Source organism: Bacillus sp. JJ1122, from assembly GCF_036964885.1.
Taxonomy (GTDB): domain Bacteria; phylum Bacillota; class Bacilli; order Bacillales; family Cytobacillaceae; genus Mesobacillus.
Window position 1 is genome coordinate 87,520 of sequence record NZ_JBALQL010000014.1, and the last position, 23,135, is coordinate 110,654.

Sequence of the window (23,135 nt, forward strand, 5' to 3'; positions counted from 1 at the left end):
AATGAATAACCAACGTGGACTGACCTTAGTTGAAGTGCTCGCTGCCATTACCATTCTATTTTTTATATCCGCACTTATTTATAGTGTTTTTTTGGGATTTAATAAAAACTACAGCCACATATCAGAAAAAAACAGCATGGACCAAACCGCTAATATCATTCTTGCAACAGTTAAACAACACCATCTCAAATATGACAAATACAAAATCTCCTACGATGAGAAAAAAAAGGCTGCTTACATCGGTGAAAAGGCAGCTGATAAACTTCTGGGAGATTCCAGATATGATATACAAATAGAACTTGGCTATCCTGATGAAATAGCTATTTCGGGTTCGAAAAATATAGATTCGTCGTTGCCTCTATCCATTCATTTAACTTTAAATGATAAAACAGGACAAACCTATGAAGTTAAAACGATAATTAAAAGATACTAAGGGAGGGTTAAGTGATGAAAAATGAAAAAGGTTACGCACTCGTTCTCGTATTACTAATCATCACCATCACCTTTGTATTTGCTCTTTCCATGAGCGGAATGGCCCTTTCAGCTAGAAAACAATTCAATAAAACGGATGAAGTTAATAAAGCAACAGATCTTGCGGAGATGGGAGTCGCACATTATGAGGCATTACTTACACAAATCGTGAATTCGTCAAACACGGAAGCGAAGAACAAAGTTAAAGATGCTTTCGAAGAAGCAAGCAAGAAATCAGAAATCATCATCCCTGATTACGATGAGATCTTCTATGATGCACTGGTGAAAGGAGTGTCAAACAATAACTACCTGACCATGACCGTTGAAGGAAGCAATTCGTATGATGTATCATCACCTTCTGTCAAAAAAATGTCAGATAACAATATTTCGATTTCATTCAAGACTAAAGGAATAACAGCAAGTGAAAAAAAAATACTTGAAAGCACAATCCTTATCGTAAAAAATGGCGGCAATTCACTAGTTGGAGAGTCAATTCCTACAAAAGATCGATACATGGATTATGTTGGCTATTCGATCGACTTAAAGGGTAATGGGTCAGATAAGGATGAGTATTTTCCCAATTCTACATATTTCGCTAAAGATATTCAAATTCGAGGAAATAGAATTATTGCAGTTCTTGGAAATGCTTTTTTTAATGACAACATTACATTTAATGGTGGAGCTGACATAATAGTTTTTGGTGATGCTGTTTTCAGGCATGAATTTAATAAACCAAATAATGCCTATACATTTTGCGTTACCGGAAATACCTATTTAATTGAGAATGATACACTCATTCCTTATACATCATTTTCAGGAACAACAGGAGTATCCTGCCCTAAAGCAAACGATAATCCTTGGTCCATAGACCTTAATAACGGAATTGAAGTTAAATACTAAATGTAAAGGCTGACCCAATCAGGTCAGCCTTATTTTACGTATTCAGCAACCCGGTTCCTTCCGGATCGCTTTGCTCCCACATATAAAGCGCGATCGGCGTGTCTAATTAATGCAAGTGAATCGTCTGCATCCTGAGGTGCTGTAGCGACACCGATTGAAGCGGTGATATCAACGAAGATTATTTTCCCGTCTGCGTCCATGGATTGAAGCAAGGCAAATGGCTCGCTTGCAATCATCAGCCTGATTTGCTCAGCAAGCTTGAATGCATCACCCTTCATCATGTCAGGAAGCAGGATGACAAATTCCTCTCCCCCGTATCGGGCTACTGTACCGATGTCCCCGATCCGATCTTTCAATCGGACTGCAAGTTCACACAGAATCTCATTTCCACTTTGATGCCCATATGTATCATTTACTGATTTAAAATGATCAATATCAAGCAGGATGAGTGACAACAGATTTCTCTCGGAGTTTTGTAACTTTTCAAACTCACTTGTCAGCATATTTTCAAAATAGCGATAGTTATAAAGTCCTGTCAGAGCGCATCTCTCACTGTTTTCTTTTGTTTTTTCATGATGCCTTGCGTTCTCAACCGCGATGGCAAAGTGGGAACACAGAATATCGACGATCATCAGCTGGGATTTCTCAAATGCCCTTTTTTTGTTTGCGGCCAGAACCAGGACCCCTATTACTTGTGCGTTCCTGACAATCGGGACACTTAAGATGCTTTCAACACTCGGTGGTATATAACCAGAATTGATCTGCTTCCATTGCTTTTTGGAATGAAAAAGCACAGGCTTTTTATCAGCCCATACAAGTCCGCTGATTCCCTCACCCTTTTTTAAAGGGGCAGCTGCCGGTTCGAGAAATTCTCCATGTTCCACCTTATAGATTAGATTTAACTCTTTATGATCGACGACATCAAGAATATATGCATAGTCAACAGGAAGCATTTCAATCAGCTTTTGGACAAACAGATCAATGACTTCATTTGCTTTCAGCCTTTCAGCAAGCTGGTGGCCGATTTCTGCGGCATTCTGCAAAAACTCGTTCACTTTATCACTGGAATAATAGAGACTTAGAATGATAGACAGGCTCGCAAACGGAATTCCTACAAATAGCAGCGAAATGATCCCCATCTCTCTGTATAACTCATAAAGAACAAAACCAATTGGGAAGGTAATCAGGGTCGTGATCGATTCCCAAATAAAATCCTTGCCAAAGTATGGGCCTTTAAGTTTAAAAGCAAAAGCTTGGATTAAAATTAAAAGAATTGTGTTAACCGCGAAGTTACTAATTCCGTATATAGTACCAACTATAAGTATGTATGGATTCTGTGCAAAAGTATCACCGTGAGTCCCGCCCAGAGCATAAAACACCAAGCCGCTTAACAGCGATATTATAAAAAACATCAGCGAATTCAATGGAAATTTGTATACATCTGTTTTTTGGAGTCTTAACCTCATTAAGAGTATTACAACAGAAATTTGTATTAAAATCATTTCAACAAATAACCCATAAGTAAGAAAAACCGCCATCGATACCCATTGAATTAAGAAAATTGGAGTATTATTTACAACCATTGGCATTGATGCCACGACAGCCGTTAATAAGAGGAATGCCAGGACACCCCAGATTGAACCATCTATTGAAGGTGGATATACCTGATACGTTACCCAGATGCCAGCCGGCACGATTAGCAGCCAGCCAAACCAGATTGATTTCTTAACCATTGGAGAAACTTTCATCTATCCACCCTCCCTTCTTCAATTGTATGATTTGTCGAAACAATTTTTGTTCGTCATATCAATATATTTCTTAGGTAAAAAGTCATACTTTTTAAATAGTTTAGCAAACTTTTTGTCGAATGTCATAATTTTCTTATTTATTTTTTAGTAGTTTGGTGATCAATGGCTTTGCTTCTGACAGAAAATAAAGCGAACCTGTTACGAGCAATATTTCATTTCCCTTTAATTCCTTTATTTTTTGTTGAAGATAACTTTCATAATCATTGTCTATGGCCATATTGTCAGCTGCTTTTCCAGCTTCCATTAACTCCTCTGCTTTTGCTGCTCTTGGAAAATCAAATGTCGTAAACGTTAGGGAATCCGCTGTTTCTGCTAGAATGGCAATCATCCTGTCCAATTTCTTGTCTGTGAGAGCGGCAAACAGAATGCTAACCTTTTTATCGGCATATCTGGATTTTACTTCACTGGCAAGAGCAGTTATACCTTCCTCATTATGTGCACCGTCAATCAAAATGAACGGTTTTGCAGACAGTACCTCCAGCCTTCCAGGCCAGTAAGCCTTTTTTAAACCATTCCTGATATGTGAATCTTCTATTATAAAGGAGTAATAATTCGTCAGGATCTGTGCTGCCATGACGGCTAAAGAGGCATTGTCTACCTGGTGTGCGCCAATCATCGATGTCTCAAGTTGCTCAACTTGGCTGAACGGGCTTGAAAAAGTAAACTTTTCTCCATCTTTCAATGAACTTTTAGAGCTTGTAAAGAATTGTTCCCCCAACTGATAAATAGAGGATTTCTTTTCAGCTGCTGTGCTACGAATTACCCCCAATGCCCCCGGCTGCTTCACACCTGTAATGACGCTTACACCATTTTTAATAATACCTGCTTTTTCAAAGGCTATTTTTTCATATGTATCCCCAAGAATAGCCGTGTGGTCGAGTCCAATACTTGTAATGATTGATAATAAAGGATGAATGACGTTTGTGGAATCGAACCTTCCTCCAAGGCCAACCTCGTAAATAACAACATCCACAGGAGAGATTTTGGCAAAGTAATAAATTGACATAATCGTAATGACTTCAAATTCTGTTGGACCGCCTAATTCCGTTTGATCCAGTTCATCCGCCAGCGGTTTGATGACATTTACAAGCTGGATAAGGTCATCATCACTGATTGGCTGGCCGTTAATGCTGATGCGTTCGTTAAACTGCTCAAAGTATGGAGAGGTAAATGTACCTACCATGTAGCCGGCTGATTCCAGGATGGAACGCAGGAATGTGACAGTCGAACCTTTCCCGTTCGTGCCGCCCACATGGATGGTTTTTATCCTTCGTTCAGGATGCTCCAGTCTTTCCAGCATCCATTCCATTCTTGTTAATCCTGGTTTAATCCCGAGCCTAAGTCTCGTATGGATCCAATCTACTGCTTGTTCATATGTATGAAACATTCCTGCACCCCAATTCAAGATGAAGACGAACCAATACTGGTTCGCCTTCAATGTTAATTCCTATCTTGTTATAAGTTATCCTCTTAGCTCATTAATCCGCGCTTCAACAGCAGTACGTTTTTCAACGTAATCCTTTTCTTTCGCGCGTTCTTCTTCAATAACCTTTTCAGGAGCTTTTTTTACAAAGCCTTCGTTCGCAAGCTTTTTCTGAACACGTTCTACTTCTTTATCCAGTTTCTCTTTTTCTTTTTGAAGGCGTGCGATTTCTTCATCGATGTTAATTAGTCCCTCAAGCGGCATGATAATTTCCAGTCCTGTTACTACTGCTGTCATCGCCTTTTCAGGAGCTTCAACTTCAAGTCCGATCTGTAGATTTTCTGGATTACAGAAGCGGACAATGTAACCACGGTTGCTCTCAAGCGTTTTAAGAATCTTTTCGTCTTTCGCTTTCAAGAACATATCAACCTTTTTGCTAAGCGGTGTATTCACCTCTGAGCGGATGTTCCTTACAGCCCTGATTACTTCAACGAGCAATTTCATATCATCAGCAGCTTCGCTATCGGTTAATGCTGGATCAACCTGCGGCCAGCTTGCTATTGTAATCGATTCGCCCTGGTGAGGCAGGTTCTGCCATATTTCTTCGGTAATAAATGGCATGAATGGGTGCAGCAGGCGCATTGTGTTATCGAGAACGTAAGCAAGAATGGAACGAGTCGTCTTCTTCGCAGCTTCATCATCTCCATATAGCGGAAGCTTAGCCATTTCAATGTACCAGTCACAGAAATCATCCCAGATGAAGTTGTATAGCGCACGGCCTACTTCACCGAATTCGTAGCGGTCTGAAAGTCTTGTCACTGTTTCGATCGTTTCATTCAGCCTAGTTAAAATCCACTTATCCGCAACAGATTTTTCACCAGTCAAATCGATTTCTTCATATTTCAATCCGTTCATGTTCATTAATGCGAAGCGAGATGCATTCCAAATCTTGTTGGCAAAATTCCAGGTTGCTTCAACTTTTTCAGTGCTGTAGCGAAGATCTTGTCCTGGAGAGCTACCCGTTGTCAAGAAGTAGCGCAATGAGTCAGCACCGTATTGATCGATGACATCCATCGGATCAACGCCATTGCCAAGTGATTTACTCATTTTACGGCCATCTTCGGCACGAACCAGACCGTGGATTAAAACATCCTCGAATGGTCTTTGACCAGTGAACTCGAGTCCCTGGAAGATCATACGGGATACCCAGAACGCGATGATATCATAGCCTGTAACTAATGCAGCTGTAGGGTAGTATCTCTTATAATCAGCTGCTTCCTCATTTGGCCAGCCCATTGTTGAGAACGGCCATAATGCAGAACTGAACCAAGTATCCAATACATCATTATCCTGATTCCAATTTTCAATATCTGCAGGCGGTTCATGGTCAACATAAACTTCTCCAGTTTCTTTATGGTACCAGGCTGGAATACGATGGCCCCACCATAGCTGTCGGGAAATACACCAGTCACGGATATTTTCCATCCAGCGAAGATAAGTGTTTTCGAAACGCTCAGGTACGAAGTTGACCTTATCTTCTTTTTGCTGAATAGCGATTGCTTCATCGGCAAGAGGTTGCATTTTAACGAACCATTGTGTCGATAAATACGGTTCGACAACTGCGCCGGTACGTTCTGAATGTCCAACTGAGTGCATGTGTTCTTCAATTTTGAATAAAACACCTTGCTCTTGAAGGTCCTTAACGATTTGCTTGCGGCATTCAAAGCGGTCCATGCCCTGGTATTTGCCGGCATTATGATTCATGCTGCCATCCTCGTTCATGACAAGGACTCTTTCAAGATCATGACGGTTGCCGATTTCAAAATCATTCGGATCATGTGCCGGAGTAATTTTTACCGCTCCAGAACCAAATTCGATATCTACATAATCGTCGCCTACGATTGGAATTTCGCGGCCAACGATTGGAAGAATGACGGTCTTGCCGATTAAATGCTTGTAGCGGTCGTCTTCAGGATGTACCGCTACCGCTGTATCGCCAAGCATTGTTTCAGGTCTTGTAGTTGCTACTTCGATGTCGCCAGAACCATCAGCAAGCGGATATTTCATATGATAGAATGCACCCTGTACATCCTTGTGGATAACCTCGATATCCGATAGGGCTGTTTTTGCTGCTGGATCCCAGTTTATGATGTATTCACCGCGATAGATAAGGCCTTTGCGATAAAGCGCAACAAACACTTCCCTAACTGCGTCTGACAACCCTTCGTCCAGTGTGAATCGCTCACGGCTATAATCAAGGCCTAAACCAAGCTTAGCCCATTGCTGGCGGATGTGCTGAGCATACTCCTCTTTCCACTTCCATGTTTCCTCTACGAACTTTTCGCGTCCTAAATCGTATCGGCTGATTCCCTGGTTACGAAGCTTTTCGTCAACCTTCGCCTGCGTTGCGATTCCAGCATGGTCCATTCCTGGCAGCCAGAGAACATCGTAACCCTGCATCCTCTTCATGCGAGTTAAGATGTCCTGGAGAGCCGTATCCCAGGCATGCCCAAGGTGAAGCTTTCCTGTAACGTTTGGCGGCGGGATAACAATCGTATATGGCTTCTTTTGTGCATCATCTTTCGCTTCGAAAAATTTGCCCTTGATCCACCATTCATAACGGCCCTGTTCAATCGCGGAAGGATCGTATTTAGTAGGCATTGATAAATTCTCTTCCATCGTGATTCCTCCTAAAAAATAAAATAAAAAAACTCCATTCGCCATAAAAGGACGAATGGAGTTTGTTCGCGGTACCACCTTTTTTCCCAGCAGTGGTGTTAACAATTTCCAACATGCTGGCTCATAGGGATATAACGGTTCTTCACCGTCGCCTGTTAATAAGATAAATGCTTCCGTTAGCAGACGAAGCTCTAGGGCGACCTTCCATTGATTCGGCTTAGAAAACCTCGCAGCTAATGGTTTTCCTCTCTTAAAGCTAAATGATAATGTACTCTTCCCTGTCAATGCTATTCACTTTATTTGTGTTTTTGTATATTAGTTATACTACCCAAAAAAGGGGAATGACGTCAATCATCATTTCCTATTTTTTTATATTTTATACTTTTTGCATCAAGCTGTTCCATTTATTAGCACAATTTAGGCAAACTGCTCATAGAATAAAAAAGGAATATCTGTCGGTTTGGAGGGATGGAGATGAAGAGACGAAGGTATAATCCATATACACTCCCGAGGTGGGCCAGAACGGCTCGAGGCATTTGTGCTCAATTAATCTTTCCTTTTTGCATTTTCCAAGGATTTCGGACGCTATTTTTCCCAACGACTTTTGATGTACTGCTGTTATCAATCTTTATTATGATCGCTCTGGCGATAAAATTTGAAATTTTTTAAGGAGCCTCAGGGCATATTTTAGCTCTGGGCTCCTTCTTGTTCTGCTTGCTTCGCTTGCTGTTTTTGTTTTTCTATTTCATCCATTTTAGTAACAACATATCCCGTATTGCTTAAAAGCCAATATTGCTTCTGCAATCTTTGGACAAACTTCCTTTCATCCAGCTCCGTCTTTCGCTGATGATAGGTTTCAGCTACACGGATGATTCCCGCTGGAAATGCCAGATAGCTCATAAATAACTGCATCTCATCCTCTCTGAAAGGGAAATATTTCAGGTAAGCATAAATCCAATCAATAGAATCATCAGAACGTTTGGGCAATGTTTTTAACGACCTAGATACAAATGGGAGCAGGTCCTGAATTGGTGAACCTTGCCTTGCGTTCTCAAAATTAATGAAATACCCATATCCTCTTTCATCGAACAAAAAATGTTCCGTTGAGATTTTTCCATGCAGGATGACGGTCCTCGTCTTTTTTTGATCCTTTGTTTTTTCATGCCAGCTCTCAAGCTTTTGTTTGGCAAACTGGATCGCCTGGTTGATTTGGCTGTAATACAGGCAGAAGGCTAATTCAAAAGGTGACATATATACTCTATTTTCACAGCTCTCAATAAATCCACTTATAAATTCCTCTTCTTTTTCCCATTCCTTCAAGGTTTGTTCATAGTGTTCCTTTTTCAGCTCGTGACTGATTTCAAGCTCCTTTGCTGACAAAGTATGCATCCTCGCCAATTCCCTGAACAGCTGCATTTGCCTTTCTGATTGATGATTCTCCTTTATTTCATTCGGAATCCACGGCATCAGATAGTAAAGTGATTTATTATGCAAAATGGCATACCTGCCATCATTTGCAGGATATACAGGAACAATCCTGTTAAAGCCTTTTTGGTAAAGTGTTTGAATATGCTTAACAAAATCCGTGCCTTCATATGGATGGATTTTTTTTAAGGCAAATGTGCCCGTTCTTGTATAAATCTTTTTAATTTTGCCAAAATCCTCAGCAAAGTATGGCTCAACCGGATACTGCTTTAATACCTCTGCTTCTTCATTTAAAAAATTGCGATCATCCATTGGATCTCGCCCACTTTCTTAACTTCCTGTAAATATGCTTAAAAATGGATTTGAGCAGGTGTCAGACACCTGCCCACTAAAAAAGCTGAAGCAACCCTGGCCAGCACCCAAACCAGCCCTGACAACTAGCTTTTCGGACAAGGCGTTGCTTCTACTGTTTACATTTACTGAGATTGTTGTTTTGAGCCTGGGTTATTGATGGTGCACAGCTACTCCAGGTACATATAAAACCTGGCCTTCTTTTACTTCATGGTCAATACTCAAATGGTTCACTCGCAAAAGCTGTTGTACTGGCACATCATAGCGCTCAGAAATAGCTTGGAGAGAGTCGCCTTGCTGCACAATACAGACTCGTATTTTTGCAACCACCGCTTCCTCTTCTTTTCTTGCTAAAAACTCTGCGATCGAAATACCTTTTTTCATATTCGGCTTTTTCTTCTTCATAACTGGAGAGGATGAGCTTTCTTCCTCAGCCTCCTGGACTTCTGCAGGTTCGTTCACTTCCTGCTTCGGCTCCTCGATTTCAACTTCAGTTTCCTGTTCAGCCTCAACCTCGGTTTCTTCAGCAGGTAGATTCTCATTCCTGAAATCGCTATAGGAATATTCCGGAACGGCCTGTAAATGACGCTGTTCCTGCAATACAGGCTCCTCGGACTTTTCCTCTGCACCCGTTTTTTTCGCTTCTGCACGGAAAGGTGCATACAATTCTTCTTCGAATGTATTTTCCTCTTCCTGCTTTAAAGCTTCATTCTGTTCGACAAATGAAAATGCTGGTGCTTCTGGAAAGTCAAATTCCTCCGCATCTTCTTCATTTTGATTATTGGCAGCAGCTTTTTCTGTTTGCTCTTCACGGAAGCTGAATTCAAGTTCCTCAGCTTCATAAGCAGCTTCCTGGTTTTCTTCGGTTTCGTGCTGTTGTTCTCCGTATAGGCCTGTAATTGCCAGATCAGCATTCAGCTTCAAGCGATCCTTTTCCGGAAAAACGTAATCGAAGGATTCTACATTAATGTTGATGTCATAAATGCTTTCGATTCTGTTTTTCGGAATCGTGATATCAACTGGAAAGCGGTGCAGGAATTCATATACTCCCTCATCCCTCTCCATCACAGAATGCACGAATTTAAGAGCCGGGATATGGTCTTCCGAGTTCTCTTGCTGATTTTCATGGCATGTATATTCCCCAGTCAATTCCAGCGATCCGCGAATGGATACATATTGCTCATTTTCCTGTATCGTTATATTCGGATCGAGTGAAATCGAGACAAGCTCTGCGACTTCCTGTCCTCTTTGAAACCATACTGACTCCTCTAACGAAAATCGCAGGCACGATTGATTTCCCTGAGACAAAGCGACTCCTCCTTTCATTCCTTAAGCGTAAAATCACTATGTCATTAACACTTTATGAGTACATATTTGCTTTTATGATAATTTAGACCATTACTTGCGTGAGTAAATATAAAAAAAGAATACGATCAGGTAAAATTAAAATCATTTTTAAAGAGGATTAACATTTATAACAATACTTTGTAAATAAATTGAGTTTTAAAGTAAGAAGAGCTGTCTATTTAAGGGTATTCCGAAAAATTATTAGTTAGGCTGTTAAAGTAAGCCTTGTTGCTTTGAAAGAGGTTCATTTATTCCGGAATTTTTTATTTTATTCCGAAAACCATTCCATTTATTCCGAAACTTTTCATTATATTCCGAAATGCCCTGAAAACCGACTCACTTTCCCAAACCCAAAAAAGACACTTTTCGTATCGAAAAGTGTCTTTAGCGTATTATTTATTTTGCAGCTTGGAGAAGGCTTTCTCAGCAGCTTCAATTGTTTTCTGAAGGTCTTCATCTGTATGTGCAGTTGAAAGGAACAGGCCTTCAAATTGTGATGGCGGGAGGAATACTCCTTCATTAGCCATTTCACGATAATAGGAAGCAAAGAATTCGAGATTTGATGTTTTGGCAGCCTCATAGTTGATGACATTTTCATTCGTGAAGAAGATGCCGATCATTGAGCCTGCACGGTTGATCGTATGAGGGATATCATATTTTTCAGCCGCTGCTTTCAAACCTGCTTCAAGGATGTCAGCTTTCCGTTCGAATTCCTTGTATGTGTCTGGTGTCAGCTGGCTCAATGTTTCAAGTCCCGCAGTCATGGCCAGAGGATTACCGGAAAGTGTTCCAGCTTGATAGATAGGACCGCTTGGAGCGATTTGCTCCATGATTTCTCTTTTGCCGCCGTAAGCCCCAACAGGCAGCCCGCCGCCAATAACCTTTCCAAGGCAAGTAATATCAGGCGTGACATTGAAATAACCTTGTGCACAGTTATAGCCGACGCGGAAGCCTGTCATGACCTCGTCAAAAATTAACACTGTTCCGTATTGAGTGGTAATTTCACGCAGTCCTTCAAGGAAACCAGGGACTGGCGGAACAACGCCCATGTTGCCTGCAACTGGCTCAACGATTATACCAGCGATATCATCGCCATATTGTTCAAATGCATAGCGGACGCTCTCTAAATCATTGTAAGGGACTGTAATCGTGTTCTTTGCTACCCCTTCTGGCACACCTGGGCTGTCAGGCAATCCAAGCGTAGCGACGCCTGAGCCAGCTTTAATGAGCAGTGAATCGCCATGGCCGTGGTAGCAGCCTTCGAATTTAAGGATTTTGTTTCTGCCTGTATAGCCCCTTGCAAGACGAAGAGCACTCATAGTCGCTTCTGTACCTGAAGAAACCATCCTTACCATTTCGATGGATGGTACGCGGTCAATGACTAGCTGAGCCAGTTCATTTTCTACCAATGTAGGAGCCCCAAAGCTCGTTCCTAACTCAGCTACCTTCTTGATTCCTTCAACAACGCGATCGTTTGTATGACCAAGAATCAGCGGGCCCCAAGACAGTACGTAATCGATATATTCATTGCCGTCGATATCGTAAATCTTCGAACCCTTCCCTCTTTCCATGAAGATTGGATCCATGTTCACTGATTTAAATGCACGGACAGGACTGTTTACCCCTCCAGGCAGGATTTCTTTTGCTACTTTGAAAGCTTCAATCGATTTATCATATGAGCGCATTTATATCCCTCATTTCTTTTTTATAGGCTCTGTAAAACTGGTCTGTTGGTTTTCGCTCCAATTAACTGGATTTAAAGTTCAACATTGACCTTTAACAAATCCTTTTTGTAAAGGGTACTAAATAAAGAGTGATCTTATTGTTCCTTCAGCCAGCGTGCAGCATCTTTTGCATGGTAGGTAATAATCAAGTCAGAGCCTGCGCGTTTCATGCCTGTCAGCATCTCCATCACGATGCTTTTTTCATCAATCCAACCGTTTTGTGCGGCAGCTTTGACCATGGAGTATTCTCCGCTGACATTATAGATCACGACAGGTAGGTTGAAATTATTTTTAACATCCCTGACGATATCAAGATAAGGCATGCCTGGTTTCACAATCAGGAAGTCTGCTCCTTCCATGACATCTGACTCAGCTTCACGCATTGCCTCAATACGGTTTGCAGGATCCATCTGGTAGGATTTGCGGTCTCCGAACTGCGGAGTGCTTTCAGCAGCCTCACGGAAAGGTCCGTAGAATGCAGATGAATATTTTACAGCGTAAGACATGATCGGCACGTCCTGGAAACCTGCTTCATCCAATGCAAAACGGATAGCTGTAACGAATCCGTCCATCATATTTGAAGGCGCGATGATATCTGCACCGGCTTTTGCCTGGCTGACAGCTGTCTTACCAAGCAATTCAAGTGATGGATCATTAAGAACCTTACCGTCCTCAATGACGCCGCAGTGTCCATGGCTTGTGTATTCACACAGGCATGTATCCGCAATGACAACCATGTCAGGGAAATCCTTTTTAATGACACGAGTCGCTTCCTGGACGATCCCATGGTCATGGTACGCCTGGCAGCCTACTTCATCCTTTTCATTTGGAACGCCGAAAAGAAGGACAGATTTAATACCAAGAGATTCTACTTCAGCCATTTCTTCTTTCAGATTATCAAGAGACAAATGGAAGACTCCCGGCATTGATGATACTTCATTCCTGATGTTTTCTCCCTCGACGATAAACAGTGGATAAATTAAATCTTCAGTGCGAAGATAGTTTTCACGGACAAGTGCACGCATATTCGCAGTTTGACGAAGACGGCGGTGGCGGTTAAATTCAAGGTTTTTCATGTTTTATCCTCCAGAATGCGGATTTATTTTTAAGTACTCAATAATGCTTTTCAGCATCTCTTCAACTGTATATTTTTCAGGCACAGCGTGGACAGTCAATCCCCATTCCTCTGCTTTAAGCATTGAAACAGGGCCGATACAGGCTATGATACACTGATCAAGCTTGTTTTGGAGCAGATGTCCTTCTACTATTTCCATAAAATGATCAATAGTAGAAGGGCTTGTAAATGTAAGTATATCAAGTCTTCTATTTCTAAGCATCTGAATCAGCTTATCCCGGCTATCATCAGGCAGGTAGGTTTCATAGATGACAAGCTCATCAACTATAGCACCGTGTTTTTTTAATGTGGCAGCAATATAATCTCTTGCAAGATTTCCTTTTGGAATAAGGACACGTGAACCCTCACGGATGTAAGAATGAAATTCTTCAACAAAATCTTCAGCAACATAATGCCCAGGTGTAAAATCAACCTTAACACCCATATTTTCAAGAACCAGCTTCGTCTTTTCGCCGATCACAGCAACCTTCGGAAATGGTACAGGTGTATTCATTAAAGAATAAAAGGTTTCCACAGTCACATTGCTCGTAAAAATAATCCAATCGTACGTATGTAAGTTATTCATCATTTCATGGAGTTCTTTTGTTGCTGCAACAGGCTTAAAGGCAATTAGAGGGATTTCCACTGGAATCCCTCCAAACTTAGCCACTAACTCGGAGAAAGACTTTGCATGCGCCTTTCCCCTTGGAATCATGACTGTTTTATTTTGCAGCGGCAAAGACGGAATCATTCAATCTCAAGCTCCTGTTTAACCTTATCGATCAAGTCCTTCGCGCCTTCGCTGATCAGTTTTTCTGCAGCAAGCTCGCCGATTTCTTCCGGATTTCTGCCTTTGACTTGTTCTTTAATGATCGTTTTTCCATCTGGTGAACCTACTAAAGCTGTCAAAACGATTTCTTGCTGTTCATTTATATGGGCATATCCTGCGATTGGCACCTGGCAGCCGCCTTCCATTTTATTTAGGAAAGCTCGTTCTGCCCTTACAGCCGCATTCGTTTCAGCGGATGTGAATTTTTCAAGCAGCTGAAGAAGATCTTCATCGTCACCTCGGCATTCAATCGAAAGTGCTCCCTGGCCCACTGCTGGCACACAGATTTCGGGATCAATGAATTCAGTTATTGTTTCATCAGCCCAGCCCATACGCTTCAGTCCAGCGGCAGCCAGAATAATTGCGTCATATTCCTCTGTCTCAAGCTTGCCGATCCTTGTATCAATGTTACCGCGAATCCACTTCATTTCAAGATCAGGGCGCTGTGCTAAAAGCTGAGCACTTCTGCGCAGGCTGCTCGTTCCGATCACAGCACCAGATTTTAACTCGCTGAACGGAACATTTCCCTTCGAAATAAGGACATCTCGATGATCCTCGCGGAAAGGAATGCAGCCAATCACAAGACCCTCAGGCAGGACTGCAGGCATATCCTTCATGCTGTGGACAGCCATATCAATTTCCTTGTCCAGCATCGCTTGTTCTATTTCCTTAACGAATAGGCCTTTTCCGCCCACTTTTGAAAGCGTGACGTCTAAAATCCGATCTCCTTTAGTAACGATTTCCTTTACTTCAAACTCGAAAGGAGCTCCTAATTTTTTCAACTGCTCGATTACCCAGTTTGTCTGCGTCAATGCTAATTTACTCCGTCTTGAACCAACGATAATTTTTCTCATGACAGCCTCCTTTTATTGATACCAAAAATGAAATGATGATAATTTTCCGAAAAGAAAAAAGTTAATTAATACAATCAGGAAGGAAGCGATATTCCATAGAGCAAGCGACTTCCCATATACTTCTTTGCCAACCCTCAAATATAGGTAAATGCTATAGACAGCCAAAACCACGAACGAGCCTATTAATTTCGCATCATACCATTCAAGATCAGGGACCTTGATCCATGCCCACTGCAGCCCAAGAATCAGGCTCAGGATAAGCATTGGCACTCCAATAACATTCAATATGTAAGACCAATACTCAAGCCTTGTCAGATCTGATATTCTCCATAACATCTTTCCCCATTTTTTCCTCTTTAAAAGGTCATATTGAAGGAGGTAAAGCAAAGAAAAGACAAAAGAAATCGAAAAAGCTCCATAGCTCAGGATCGCCATCGTGATATGGATCAGCAGGAGTTCTGATATAAGCTGTTCAGAGATGACATTTGAATCATAGTGCACAGGCGCAAAAGTATGGATGGCCATAATGATGAATCCCAGTACATTTGTAAAAAAGACAATGAAGTCTACCTTTAATAGTTTGTTGATTGCGAGGGACAGTGTGACCAGGACCCACGCATAAAAGTAAAGCCCTTCAAAGAGGGTCAGTACAGGGAATCGGCCGGTTTCGACCATATAATAAAAAAGGAATAGAGTTTGGAAACCCCATACAAATGCAAGTAACCAGAAAGCAATTTTGTTCGCCCTCCGGTTACTGTTAAGAAAATCAATAAAATATAAAAGGACGCTTGCCGCATAAACAACAATGGTCATTTCATGAAGGCGGGTAATAAAAAGATCTCCCATAAACAGAACCCCTCTTACGACTGTAGGGAAGCCTGAGGCGAAGGAACTCTGGCCTGCCTGGATTCTGCTGTTTTCATTCCCTCTTGTTCAGCGACTAGCTGTTCAATATTAAAGATCTTGACAAATAGGTCAAGCGCCTCGTTGGAATCAGGACCAGCTGCAAGCTCTTTAGCCTGAAGAATTGGATCCTTCAGTAGCTGGTTGATGATGCTTTTTGTATGCTTGTTAAGGACCTTCATATCCCTATCGGATAAATGCGGAAGCTTTCTTTCAATGCTGTTCATTGTCTCTTCCTGGATGGCAAGAGCTTTCACTCTCAATGCAGAAATGACAGGAACAACCCCTAGAGTGTTAAGCCATTGTTTGAACTGGACGATCTCACTTTCAATCATAATGAGAATTTTCTCTGCAGCTTTTTGGCGTTCTTGCAGATTTGCTTCGACAATTCCCTCAAGATCATCAATATCATAAAGGAATACATTTTCAAGTGTAGCAATATCAGGGTCCAGATCGCGCGGCACTGCAATATCAACCATGAATAATGGTTTTCCTTTGCGTTTCTGCTCAACCTTGGCAACCATATCACGAGTTACAACAAAATCCTTCGCTCCAGTAGAACTGATCAGGATATCAGCATCTGTAAGCGCGCCTTGAAGCTCATCAAGCGTCTTGGCTTTGCCTGAAAATTTTGTGGCCAAATCTTCGGCCTTTTTGTAGGTACGGTTAATGACGGTAACTTTCTTTGCTCCATTTGCATGGAGATTTTGGATGGCTAGTTCGCCCATTTTACCGGCACCAAGAATAAGTACATGCTTCTGGTCAAGAGATCCGAAAATCTTCTTAGCGAGCTCAACAGCTGCATAACTGACTGATACGGCATTCGCACCAATTTCAGTTTCGGAGTGACCGCGCTTAGCAAGCGTCACAGCTTGCTTAAATAGCTGGTTAAATACAGTCCCAGTCGTGTTTCTCTCAAGTCCAAGCATAAAGCTTGAGCGTACCTGGCCAAGAATTTGAGTTTCGCCAAGCACCATTGAGTTTAACCCGCACGAAACCTTAAATAAATGCTCGATTGCTCCATCTTGTTCATAAATAAACAGAAATGGCGTGAATTCAGCCTGCGGAATCCCGAACCATTCAGATAAAAACTCTTTTATATAATATCTGCCTGTGTGGAGCTGGTCCACGACAGCATATATTTCTGTACGGTTGCAAGTTGATACTATGACATTTTCAAGAATGCTCTTTTTTGCCTGAAGTGCACTCATTGCTTCTCCAAGATTCGCCTCGTTGAATGTCAACCTTTCGCGGATTTCGACAGGGGCAGTTTTATAATTTAGTCCGACAACTATAATGTGCATATATTAATTGACACCCCCAAATAGAAATTGCATAATTGGCTAAGGAAATTATACCATGAAGCCATTTTCCTTTTTGCTAGAAATGTGAACAACTAGTGAACACAATGTGATATAAATTACATAAATATAAGTTCATTTTACAAGTTGTTTATTTACATAATTACCTTACGAACAGCAAATAAACATACTCCCTAATGTACCTTATCAAAGTTTGTCGATTAATTCAAGTGAGCCTTATTGGAAGTGGTGAAAGAATGAAAAATCAGAGAATGATCCCAGGAATGATATTAATAGGGTTTGGCATTTATTTTTATCTTCAGCAGGCAAACATTACCCTTTTCCAGGAATTTTACACGTGGCCTACTCTCCTTCTTATTGTAGGTGCCGCCTTTTTGGTACAGGGCTACTGGGGAAAAGATTATGAAGCGATTTTACCCGGAGTGATCCTTGTTGGATTAGGTGTCCATTTTCATGTCGTCAATAAGTTCGAATTATGGCCGGATCATCTTGGAGCATTTATTCTAATCATTGCCCTAGGCTTTTTACTTCGGTACCAAAAAACAGGAAATGGCTTGTTCCACGGAGTCCTCTTTCTTATTTTAGCAGGACTACTGCTATTTTATGACCGGATTACAAGCTGGCTTGGTTTGCTGGAAAATGGTGTCGCAACAGCATGGAAATTCTGGCCAGCGGCCCTGATCTTGATCGGTATCTATCTTCTTTTTTTCAAGAAAAAATGAGTGAATCCCGCATCATTATAATGGTGCGGGATTTCTCATTCTACACTAATGTTTTGAAAAGAATTCACCAATCTGTAATTCAATTACATCCATCCCGTATTAAAAACGCGGTCCATCATCGGACCGCGTTTTGCTTTATTTCATGAAAGCTCCAAGAACTGACCAAGCCTTATCCTTGCCTTCCCCTGTTTCGGATGAGAAAAGGATGATAGTGTCATTAGGGTCAAGATCAAGAGTTTCTTTTGTGATTTTCAAATGCTTTTGCCACTTTGACTTCGGGATCTTATCCGCTTTAGTCGCAATGATGATAACTGGAATATCGTAATGCTTGAGGAAATCATACATCATGACATCATCTTTTGAAGGCGGATGCCTTAGGTCCACAATTAGAAGCATTGCTTTTAATTGTTCCCTTGATGTAATGTAGGTTTCAATCATTTTTCCCCATGCTTCTCGTTCAGACTTAGACACCTTCGCGTATCCATACCCAGGAACGTCAACGAAATGAAGCATTTCATTGATCAAGTAAAAATTCAGCGTTTGCGTTTTTCCTGGCTTTGAAGAAGTCCTGGCGAGACTTTTCCGGTTAAGCATTTTATTGATAAAAGAAGATTTCCCTACATTCGACCGTCCTGCAAGGGCGAATTCCGGAAGAGTCGTTTCCGGATACTGATTCGGCCTTACAGCACTGATCACTATTTCTGCGCTATTTACTTTCATTGAATATCACCGCTAACTAGAGCGTGCTTAAGTACTTCATCTAGATGAGAAACTAACACAAATTCAAGCTCCTTACGTACACTTTCAGGAATGTCGTCAATATCTTTTTCATTATCTTTAGGAAGAATAATCTTTGTCAGACCTGCCCTGTGGGCACTCAATGATTTTTCCTTGAGGCCGCCGATTGGCAATACGCGTCCCCTTAGAGTTATTTCTCCTGTCATTCCTACTTCCCTGCGAATCGGCCTTCCTGATAAAGCCGATACGAGTGCAGTAGCAATGGTAATCCCTGCAGAAGGTCCATCTTTAGGAACAGCGCCTTCGGGGACGTGGATATGAATATCATTCTTTTCATGGAAGTCCGGATCGATGTCCAGATCCTTCGCTTTTGAACGAACATAGCTAAAGGCTGCCTGAGCTGATTCCTTCATGACATCTCCAAGCTTTCCTGTCAGTACAAGTTTGCCTTTACCCGGGGATAGCGACACCTCAATTTGAAGCGTGTCACCTCCAACAGTAGTATAGGCAAGACCAGTGGCAACGCCCACCTGGTCTTCGAGTTCTGCCTGACCATACCTGAACTTAGTCTTGCCAAGGAATTCTTCCACATTTTTTTCATTTACAACAACACGTTTTTTCTCTCCGGATACAACGATTTTCGCTGTTTTCCGGCAGATTGCTGCCAGCTGCCTTTCCAGAGAACGTACGCCGGATTCACGAGTATAATAACGTATCACTTTCGTTATTGCTTCATCCTTCATTTGCAGCTGGGACTTGGATAAACCATGGTCCTTGATTTGCCTTGGCAGCAAATGATCTTTGGCTATATGAAGCTTTTCAAGCTCTGTATAACCCGCAATATTGATGATTTCCATTCTGTCCAGCAATGGACCTGGAACTGTCGAAAGGTTGTTTGCGGTCGCAATGAACATGACCTTAGAAAGGTCATACGGCTCCTCGATATAATGGTCGCTGAAGTTGTGGTTTTGCTCAGGATCCAGTACTTCAAGCATAGCAGCTGAAGGGTCCCCGCGGAAATCACTCGACATTTTATCAATTTCATCTAATAAGAATACAGGATTGATTGTTCCTGATTTCTTCATTCCCTGAATGATCCGGCCTGGCATCGCGCCAACATAAGTCCTTCTGTGGCCGCGGATTTCAGATTCATCACGGACACCGCCCAGGGAAACACGGACAAAATTCCGGTTCAATGATTTTGCAATGGATCTGGCGAGACTTGTTTTACCGACTCCCGGAGGTCCAGAAAGGCAGAGGATTGGTCCTTTTAACGAGTTTGTCAGCTGCTGGACAGCGAGATACTCAAGCACACGTTCCTTAACTTTCTCAAGTCCATAATGATCCTTATTCAAGACTTTTTCCGCTTTGGTAATATCAAGGTCATCATCGGTTGCCTTCGACCACGGCAAATTAACCAGCCACTCAATATAATTCCTAATCACTGCGCTTTCAGCAGAGGTTGTCGGGACTTTTTCGTAGCGGTCCAATTCCTTCAGGGCTGTTTCTTTTACATGCTCAGGCATTCCTGCAAGCTCAATTTTTTCGTTAAGCTCTGCTATTTCACCAGTCTTGCCTTCTTTTTCGCCAAGTTCTTTCTGGATCGCTTTCATTTGTTCCCGCAAATAATATTCCTTTTGCGTGCGCTCCATTGACCGCTTGACACGCTGGCCAATTTTCTTTTCCAGACCAAGCACTTCTTTTTCATTATGAATGATTTCAATCACTCGGTTAACACGTTCTTTTATATCAATCGTCTCTAATATTTCCTGCTTTTCTTTTAATTTCAAAGGCAGGTGGGAAGCGATGATATCAGCCATTCTTCCTGGCTCTTCGATGTCAGAAACTGATGCATACGTTTCCGCAGAAATTTTCTTGGACATTTTTATGTATTGTTCGAAATACTCAAGCATTGTCCTCATTAATGCTTCATCTTCGACATCCTTCGTTTCCCTGTCTTCAAATGTTCTCAGGGTGCACGAGTAGTAATCTTTTTCATCAAAAAGTTCAATGATTTCAGCTCTTGCCAAGCCTTCAACCAGAACACGGATTGTTCCGTTCGGAAGTTTTAGCATCTGTTTCACACGAGTGAGTGTACCCACCTGGTACAAATCCTCTTCGCCTGGTTCATCTATAGAAATATCCTTTTGAGTCGTAAGAAAGATCAAATGGTCATCCACCATAGCCTTCTCAAGAGCCTGTACAGATTTTTCCCGACCAACATCTAAATGAAGTACCATTGTCGGGTATACGAGAAGACCGCGAAGCGGCAACAGAGGGACAGTGAGCTCTTTTTCGTTCGCCATGATATTGCACCTCCAACATGCATTGTAACATTCTATAAGCATTTAAATACTTTGTTGTTCAATTCTATCGTATTTATTTTCTAGTGTCTAATATCAAGAGCAGAAAGAACGGTTTAATAATATGACTTCTAATTGTTAGTATCCTGATATTACGCTAAAAATATGTCTGTTACTCTGCTTACAGAATGAATGTAAAAAAAAATTTCATTTAATTGTTGTGTTATGGAGCATTCTTTGCTTAGATACTTGGCTATGGACTGTTTCAGTTAGAGGCACAAATTTTTTATAAAAAATTGTGCTTAAGTTGCTAAGTGTTTCCGTTTGTAAAAAAATCCTTGCTCCATTTATACGATTCGAAATATAGCCCATTAAAAAAGAACGCATTACGCGTCCTTTTTAATCCATGTTTAGCTCGTTTCCTTCTTTACAAGATCTGGAGCAGCTGAAATAATTTGTTCGCGTGGATGCTCCTTAAGCAAGGCGATTTCAAATACCTCATCCAGGTGAGTAACAGGGATGATTTCGATATCTGTAATTTCATTTAGGATCGTCTGCACGTTTTCTTTTGGTATGATGACCTTTTTGGCTCCGGCTTTTTTTGCCGCTTTTACTTTTGGATAAACTCCGCCAATTGGCTTTACATTTCCATGGATGCTAATTTCCCCTGTCATCGCAACTGTATTATCCATCGGTATTTTGTAAATCGCTGAATAAATACCTGTAGCCATCGCAATTCCTGCTGATGGACCATCTATAGGAGTTCCGCCTGGAAAATTAACGTGAATATCAAATTCATCAGCAGGTACACCCATTGACCTTAGGACTGTAATGACGTTTTCAATCGAGCCTCTTGCCATACTTTTTCTTCTGATCGATTTACCCTGTCCGCCGATACTTTCTTCATCAACAATTCCGGTAATATTGATGGACCCTTTATCCTTTGCTTTTATCACCGTGACCTCAATTTCTAAGAGAGCACCAGTATTCGGTCCATATACTGCAAGTCCATTAACGAGTCCGACCGCAGATTTTTCATTGATTTTACGTTCCATCCTTGGAGTAAGCTGGCTAGAATGGACGACCCATTCAATTTCCTCTTCCTTAATGTATGAGCGTTCTTCCGTTATAGCCAGTCCCGCCGCAATCTGAACCATATTAACAGCTTCACGGCCATTGCGTGCATAGTTTGACAGAATTGAAATCGCTTCTTCACTCATCGTCAGATTTACTTTATCGGCTGCGTTTCTGGCTACTTTAGCGATTTCCTCCTGACTTAGCTCTCGGAAAAATACTTCCATGCATCTTGACCTAATGGCAGGAGGGATTTCGCTTGGAGTCCTTGTCGTCGCACCTACAAGTCGGAAATCCGCAGGCAGCCCATTTTTGAAGATGTCATGGATATGTGTTGGAATCTGTGCATTTTCTTCATTATAATAGGCACTTTCTAAGAACACTTTCCTGTCTTCCAGGACTTTCAAAAGCTTGTTCATTTGTATAGGATGCAATTCACCAATTTCATCAATAAATAAAACCCCGCCGTGCGCATTGGTTACCGCTCCTTGCTTTGGCTGCGGTATACCTGCCTGCCCCATCGCTCCTGCTCCCTGATAAATCGGATCATGGACAGAACCAATCAACGGATCGGCAATTCCTCTTTCATCGAATCTTGCTGTAGTTGCATCGAGCTCAACAAACACTGAAGAAGATTGAAAAGGAGATTTGGAATTCTGCTTTGCTTCCTCAAGGACAAGTCGGGCAGCCGCAGTTTTCCCTACACCAGGAGGCCCATAAATAATGACATGCTGGGGATTAGGTCCGCAAAGCGCAGCTTTTAATGCTTTTATTCCATCTTCCTGTCCGACAATGTCGTTGAAGCTGGAAGGTCTAACTTTTTCGGCCAAAGGCTCACTAAGAGATATCGATCTCATTTTTCTCAGCTGTTCCATTTCCTTTCTGGATTCCCGGTCAATCGATACCTTTTGAGTTCGTTGATTACGTAACAGATTCCAGAAATACAGCCCAATGATAATTCCAAAAAACAGCTGTATGAATAAGGCGATTCCGGTCCAACTCAAATAAATTCCCTCCCGTAAGTTGATGACTATTCGCTTTACCCTAGTATCCCCTTGACCGAGTTGGAATAAACAATATTTTCAAGTGAATTTTCCCATTCATTATCGCTTTAAAGCGCCGGGGGTCTGACCCCCACTGCTTTAATG

The 23,135-nt window shown here is 41.7% G+C and carries 17 protein-coding genes and 1 other annotated feature; of the genes, 3 read left to right on the plus strand and 14 right to left on the minus strand.

The genetic code is table 11. From position 1 onward, the window contains the following. The first annotated feature begins 1 nt into the window (after nucleotide 1). On the plus strand, nucleotides 2-433 hold the full coding sequence (locus V7201_RS08440) for a PilW family protein (protein WP_335376334.1): 432 nt from the start codon (nucleotides 2-4) through the stop codon (nucleotides 431-433). Nucleotides 434-447: 14 nt separating this feature from the next. Next, a complete protein-coding gene (locus tag V7201_RS08445; RefSeq protein ID WP_335376335.1) occupies nucleotides 448-1,371 on the plus strand; it encodes a hypothetical protein in 924 nt (307 codons plus the stop codon). Nucleotides 1,372-1,400: 29 nt separating this feature from the next. Here the strand turns inward: V7201_RS08445 and V7201_RS08450 are convergent, their stop codons facing one another. The 11 genes from V7201_RS08450 to hemA all read right to left on the minus strand — a co-directional run bounded on the left by V7201_RS08450 (nucleotide 1,401) and on the right by hemA (nucleotide 17,132). After that, complete coding sequence (locus V7201_RS08450) at nucleotides 1,401-3,119, minus strand: sensor domain-containing diguanylate cyclase (protein ID WP_335376336.1); 1,719 nt, start codon at nucleotides 3,117-3,119, stop codon at nucleotides 1,401-1,403. A 133-nt stretch (nucleotides 3,120-3,252) separates the two neighbouring features. Continuing rightward, nucleotides 3,253-4,566, minus strand: a complete 1,314-nt coding sequence (locus tag V7201_RS08455; protein ID WP_335376337.1) for a bifunctional folylpolyglutamate synthase/dihydrofolate synthase — start codon at nucleotides 4,564-4,566, stop codon at nucleotides 3,253-3,255. Nucleotides 4,567-4,641: 75 nt separating this feature from the next. After that, entirely contained in the window at nucleotides 4,642-7,281 is a 2,640-nt protein-coding gene (locus tag V7201_RS08460) for a valine--tRNA ligase (protein ID WP_335376338.1), read from the minus strand. A gap of 44 nt (nucleotides 7,282-7,325) precedes the next feature. Next, nucleotides 7,326-7,575, minus strand: a binding site (T-box leader). Nucleotides 7,576-7,968: 393 nt separating this feature from the next. Further along, on the minus strand, nucleotides 7,969-9,018 hold the full coding sequence (gene ysxE, locus V7201_RS08470; RefSeq protein ID WP_335376340.1) for a spore coat protein YsxE: 1,050 nt from the start codon (nucleotides 9,016-9,018) through the stop codon (nucleotides 7,969-7,971). Nucleotides 9,019-9,210: 192 nt separating this feature from the next. Further along, entirely contained in the window at nucleotides 9,211-10,365 is a 1,155-nt protein-coding gene (spoVID, locus tag V7201_RS08475; protein ID WP_335376341.1) for a stage VI sporulation protein D, read from the minus strand. 431 nt (nucleotides 10,366-10,796) lie between these two features. Then, nucleotides 10,797-12,089, minus strand: a complete 1,293-nt coding sequence (gene hemL, locus V7201_RS08480; RefSeq protein ID WP_335376342.1) for a glutamate-1-semialdehyde 2,1-aminomutase — start codon at nucleotides 12,087-12,089, stop codon at nucleotides 10,797-10,799. Between the two features lie 134 nt (nucleotides 12,090-12,223). After that, on the minus strand, nucleotides 12,224-13,204 hold the full coding sequence (hemB, locus tag V7201_RS08485) for a porphobilinogen synthase (protein ID WP_335376343.1): 981 nt from the start codon (nucleotides 13,202-13,204) through the stop codon (nucleotides 12,224-12,226). Nucleotides 13,205-13,207: 3 nt separating this feature from the next. Further along, nucleotides 13,208-13,993 carry a uroporphyrinogen-III synthase gene (locus V7201_RS08490; RefSeq protein ID WP_335376344.1) on the minus strand — a complete coding sequence of 262 codons (786 nt, stop codon included), beginning with the start codon at nucleotides 13,991-13,993 and terminating at the stop codon, nucleotides 13,208-13,210. After that, entirely contained in the window at nucleotides 13,990-14,925 is a 936-nt protein-coding gene (gene hemC, locus V7201_RS08495) for a hydroxymethylbilane synthase (RefSeq protein ID WP_335376345.1), read from the minus strand. Before hemC ends, V7201_RS08490 begins: the two co-directional genes overlap by 4 nt. Nucleotides 14,926-14,937: 12 nt before the next feature. Continuing rightward, complete coding sequence (locus tag V7201_RS08500) at nucleotides 14,938-15,771, minus strand: cytochrome C assembly family protein (protein WP_335376346.1); 834 nt, start codon at nucleotides 15,769-15,771, stop codon at nucleotides 14,938-14,940. 14 nt (nucleotides 15,772-15,785) lie between these two features. After that, nucleotides 15,786-17,132: a glutamyl-tRNA reductase gene (gene hemA / locus V7201_RS08505; protein WP_335376347.1), complete on the minus strand. Its 1,347-nt coding sequence runs from the start codon at nucleotides 17,130-17,132 to the stop codon at nucleotides 15,786-15,788. A gap of 254 nt (nucleotides 17,133-17,386) precedes the next feature. On the opposite strand from hemA, the gene V7201_RS08510 reads away from it, so the two are divergent. Next, nucleotides 17,387-17,872 carry a LiaI-LiaF-like domain-containing protein gene (locus V7201_RS08510; protein WP_335376348.1) on the plus strand — a complete coding sequence of 162 codons (486 nt, stop codon included), beginning with the start codon at nucleotides 17,387-17,389 and terminating at the stop codon, nucleotides 17,870-17,872. A gap of 135 nt (nucleotides 17,873-18,007) precedes the next feature. Here V7201_RS08510 and yihA read toward each other — a convergent pair whose 3' ends face one another. From yihA to lonB, 3 genes are all read right to left on the minus strand, one after another. After that, on the minus strand, nucleotides 18,008-18,592 hold the full coding sequence (gene yihA, locus V7201_RS08515) for a ribosome biogenesis GTP-binding protein YihA/YsxC (protein ID WP_335376349.1): 585 nt from the start codon (nucleotides 18,590-18,592) through the stop codon (nucleotides 18,008-18,010). Next, on the minus strand, nucleotides 18,589-20,916 hold the full coding sequence (gene lon / locus V7201_RS08520) for an endopeptidase La (protein ID WP_335376350.1): 2,328 nt from the start codon (nucleotides 20,914-20,916) through the stop codon (nucleotides 18,589-18,591). Before lon ends, yihA begins: the two co-directional genes overlap by 4 nt. Nucleotides 20,917-21,323: 407 nt before the next feature. Next, the gene (gene lonB, locus V7201_RS08525; protein WP_335376351.1) at nucleotides 21,324-22,991 is read right to left on the minus strand and encodes an ATP-dependent protease LonB; all 1,668 of its coding nucleotides are present in this window, start codon (nucleotides 22,989-22,991) and stop codon (nucleotides 21,324-21,326) included. Nucleotides 22,992-23,135: the final 144 nt, after the last annotated feature.

Bases quoted from the DNA above. Each gene is read 5' to 3' on its own strand.
- V7201_RS08440 (WP_335376334.1), top strand. From the start codon at position 2: ATGAATAACCAACGTGGACTGACCTTAGTTGAAGTGCTCGCTGCCATT.
- V7201_RS08445 (WP_335376335.1), top strand. From the start codon at position 448: ATGAAAAATGAAAAAGGTTACGCACTCGTTCTCGTATTACTAATCATC.
- V7201_RS08450 (WP_335376336.1), bottom strand. From the start codon at position 3,119: ATGAAAGTTTCTCCAATGGTTAAGAAATCAATCTGGTTTGGCTGGCTG.
- V7201_RS08455 (WP_335376337.1), bottom strand. From the start codon at position 4,566: ATGTTTCATACATATGAACAAGCAGTAGATTGGATCCATACGAGACTT.
- V7201_RS08460 (WP_335376338.1), bottom strand. From the start codon at position 7,281: ATGGAAGAGAATTTATCAATGCCTACTAAATACGATCCTTCCGCGATT.
- ysxE (WP_335376340.1), bottom strand. From the start codon at position 9,018: ATGGATGATCGCAATTTTTTAAATGAAGAAGCAGAGGTATTAAAGCAG.
- hemL (WP_335376342.1), bottom strand. From the start codon at position 12,089: ATGCGCTCATATGATAAATCGATTGAAGCTTTCAAAGTAGCAAAAGAA.
- hemB (WP_335376343.1), bottom strand. From the start codon at position 13,204: ATGAAAAACCTTGAATTTAACCGCCACCGCCGTCTTCGTCAAACTGCG.
- V7201_RS08490 (WP_335376344.1), bottom strand. From the start codon at position 13,993: ATGATTCCGTCTTTGCCGCTGCAAAATAAAACAGTCATGATTCCAAGG.
- hemC (WP_335376345.1), bottom strand. From the start codon at position 14,925: ATGAGAAAAATTATCGTTGGTTCAAGACGGAGTAAATTAGCATTGACG.
- V7201_RS08500 (WP_335376346.1), bottom strand. From the start codon at position 15,771: ATGGGAGATCTTTTTATTACCCGCCTTCATGAAATGACCATTGTTGTT.
- hemA (WP_335376347.1), bottom strand. From the start codon at position 17,132: ATGCACATTATAGTTGTCGGACTAAATTATAAAACTGCCCCTGTCGAA.
- V7201_RS08510 (WP_335376348.1), top strand. From the start codon at position 17,387: ATGAAAAATCAGAGAATGATCCCAGGAATGATATTAATAGGGTTTGGC.
- yihA (WP_335376349.1), bottom strand. From the start codon at position 18,592: ATGAAAGTAAATAGCGCAGAAATAGTGATCAGTGCTGTAAGGCCGAAT.
- lon (WP_335376350.1), bottom strand. From the start codon at position 20,916: ATGGCGAACGAAAAAGAGCTCACTGTCCCTCTGTTGCCGCTTCGCGGT.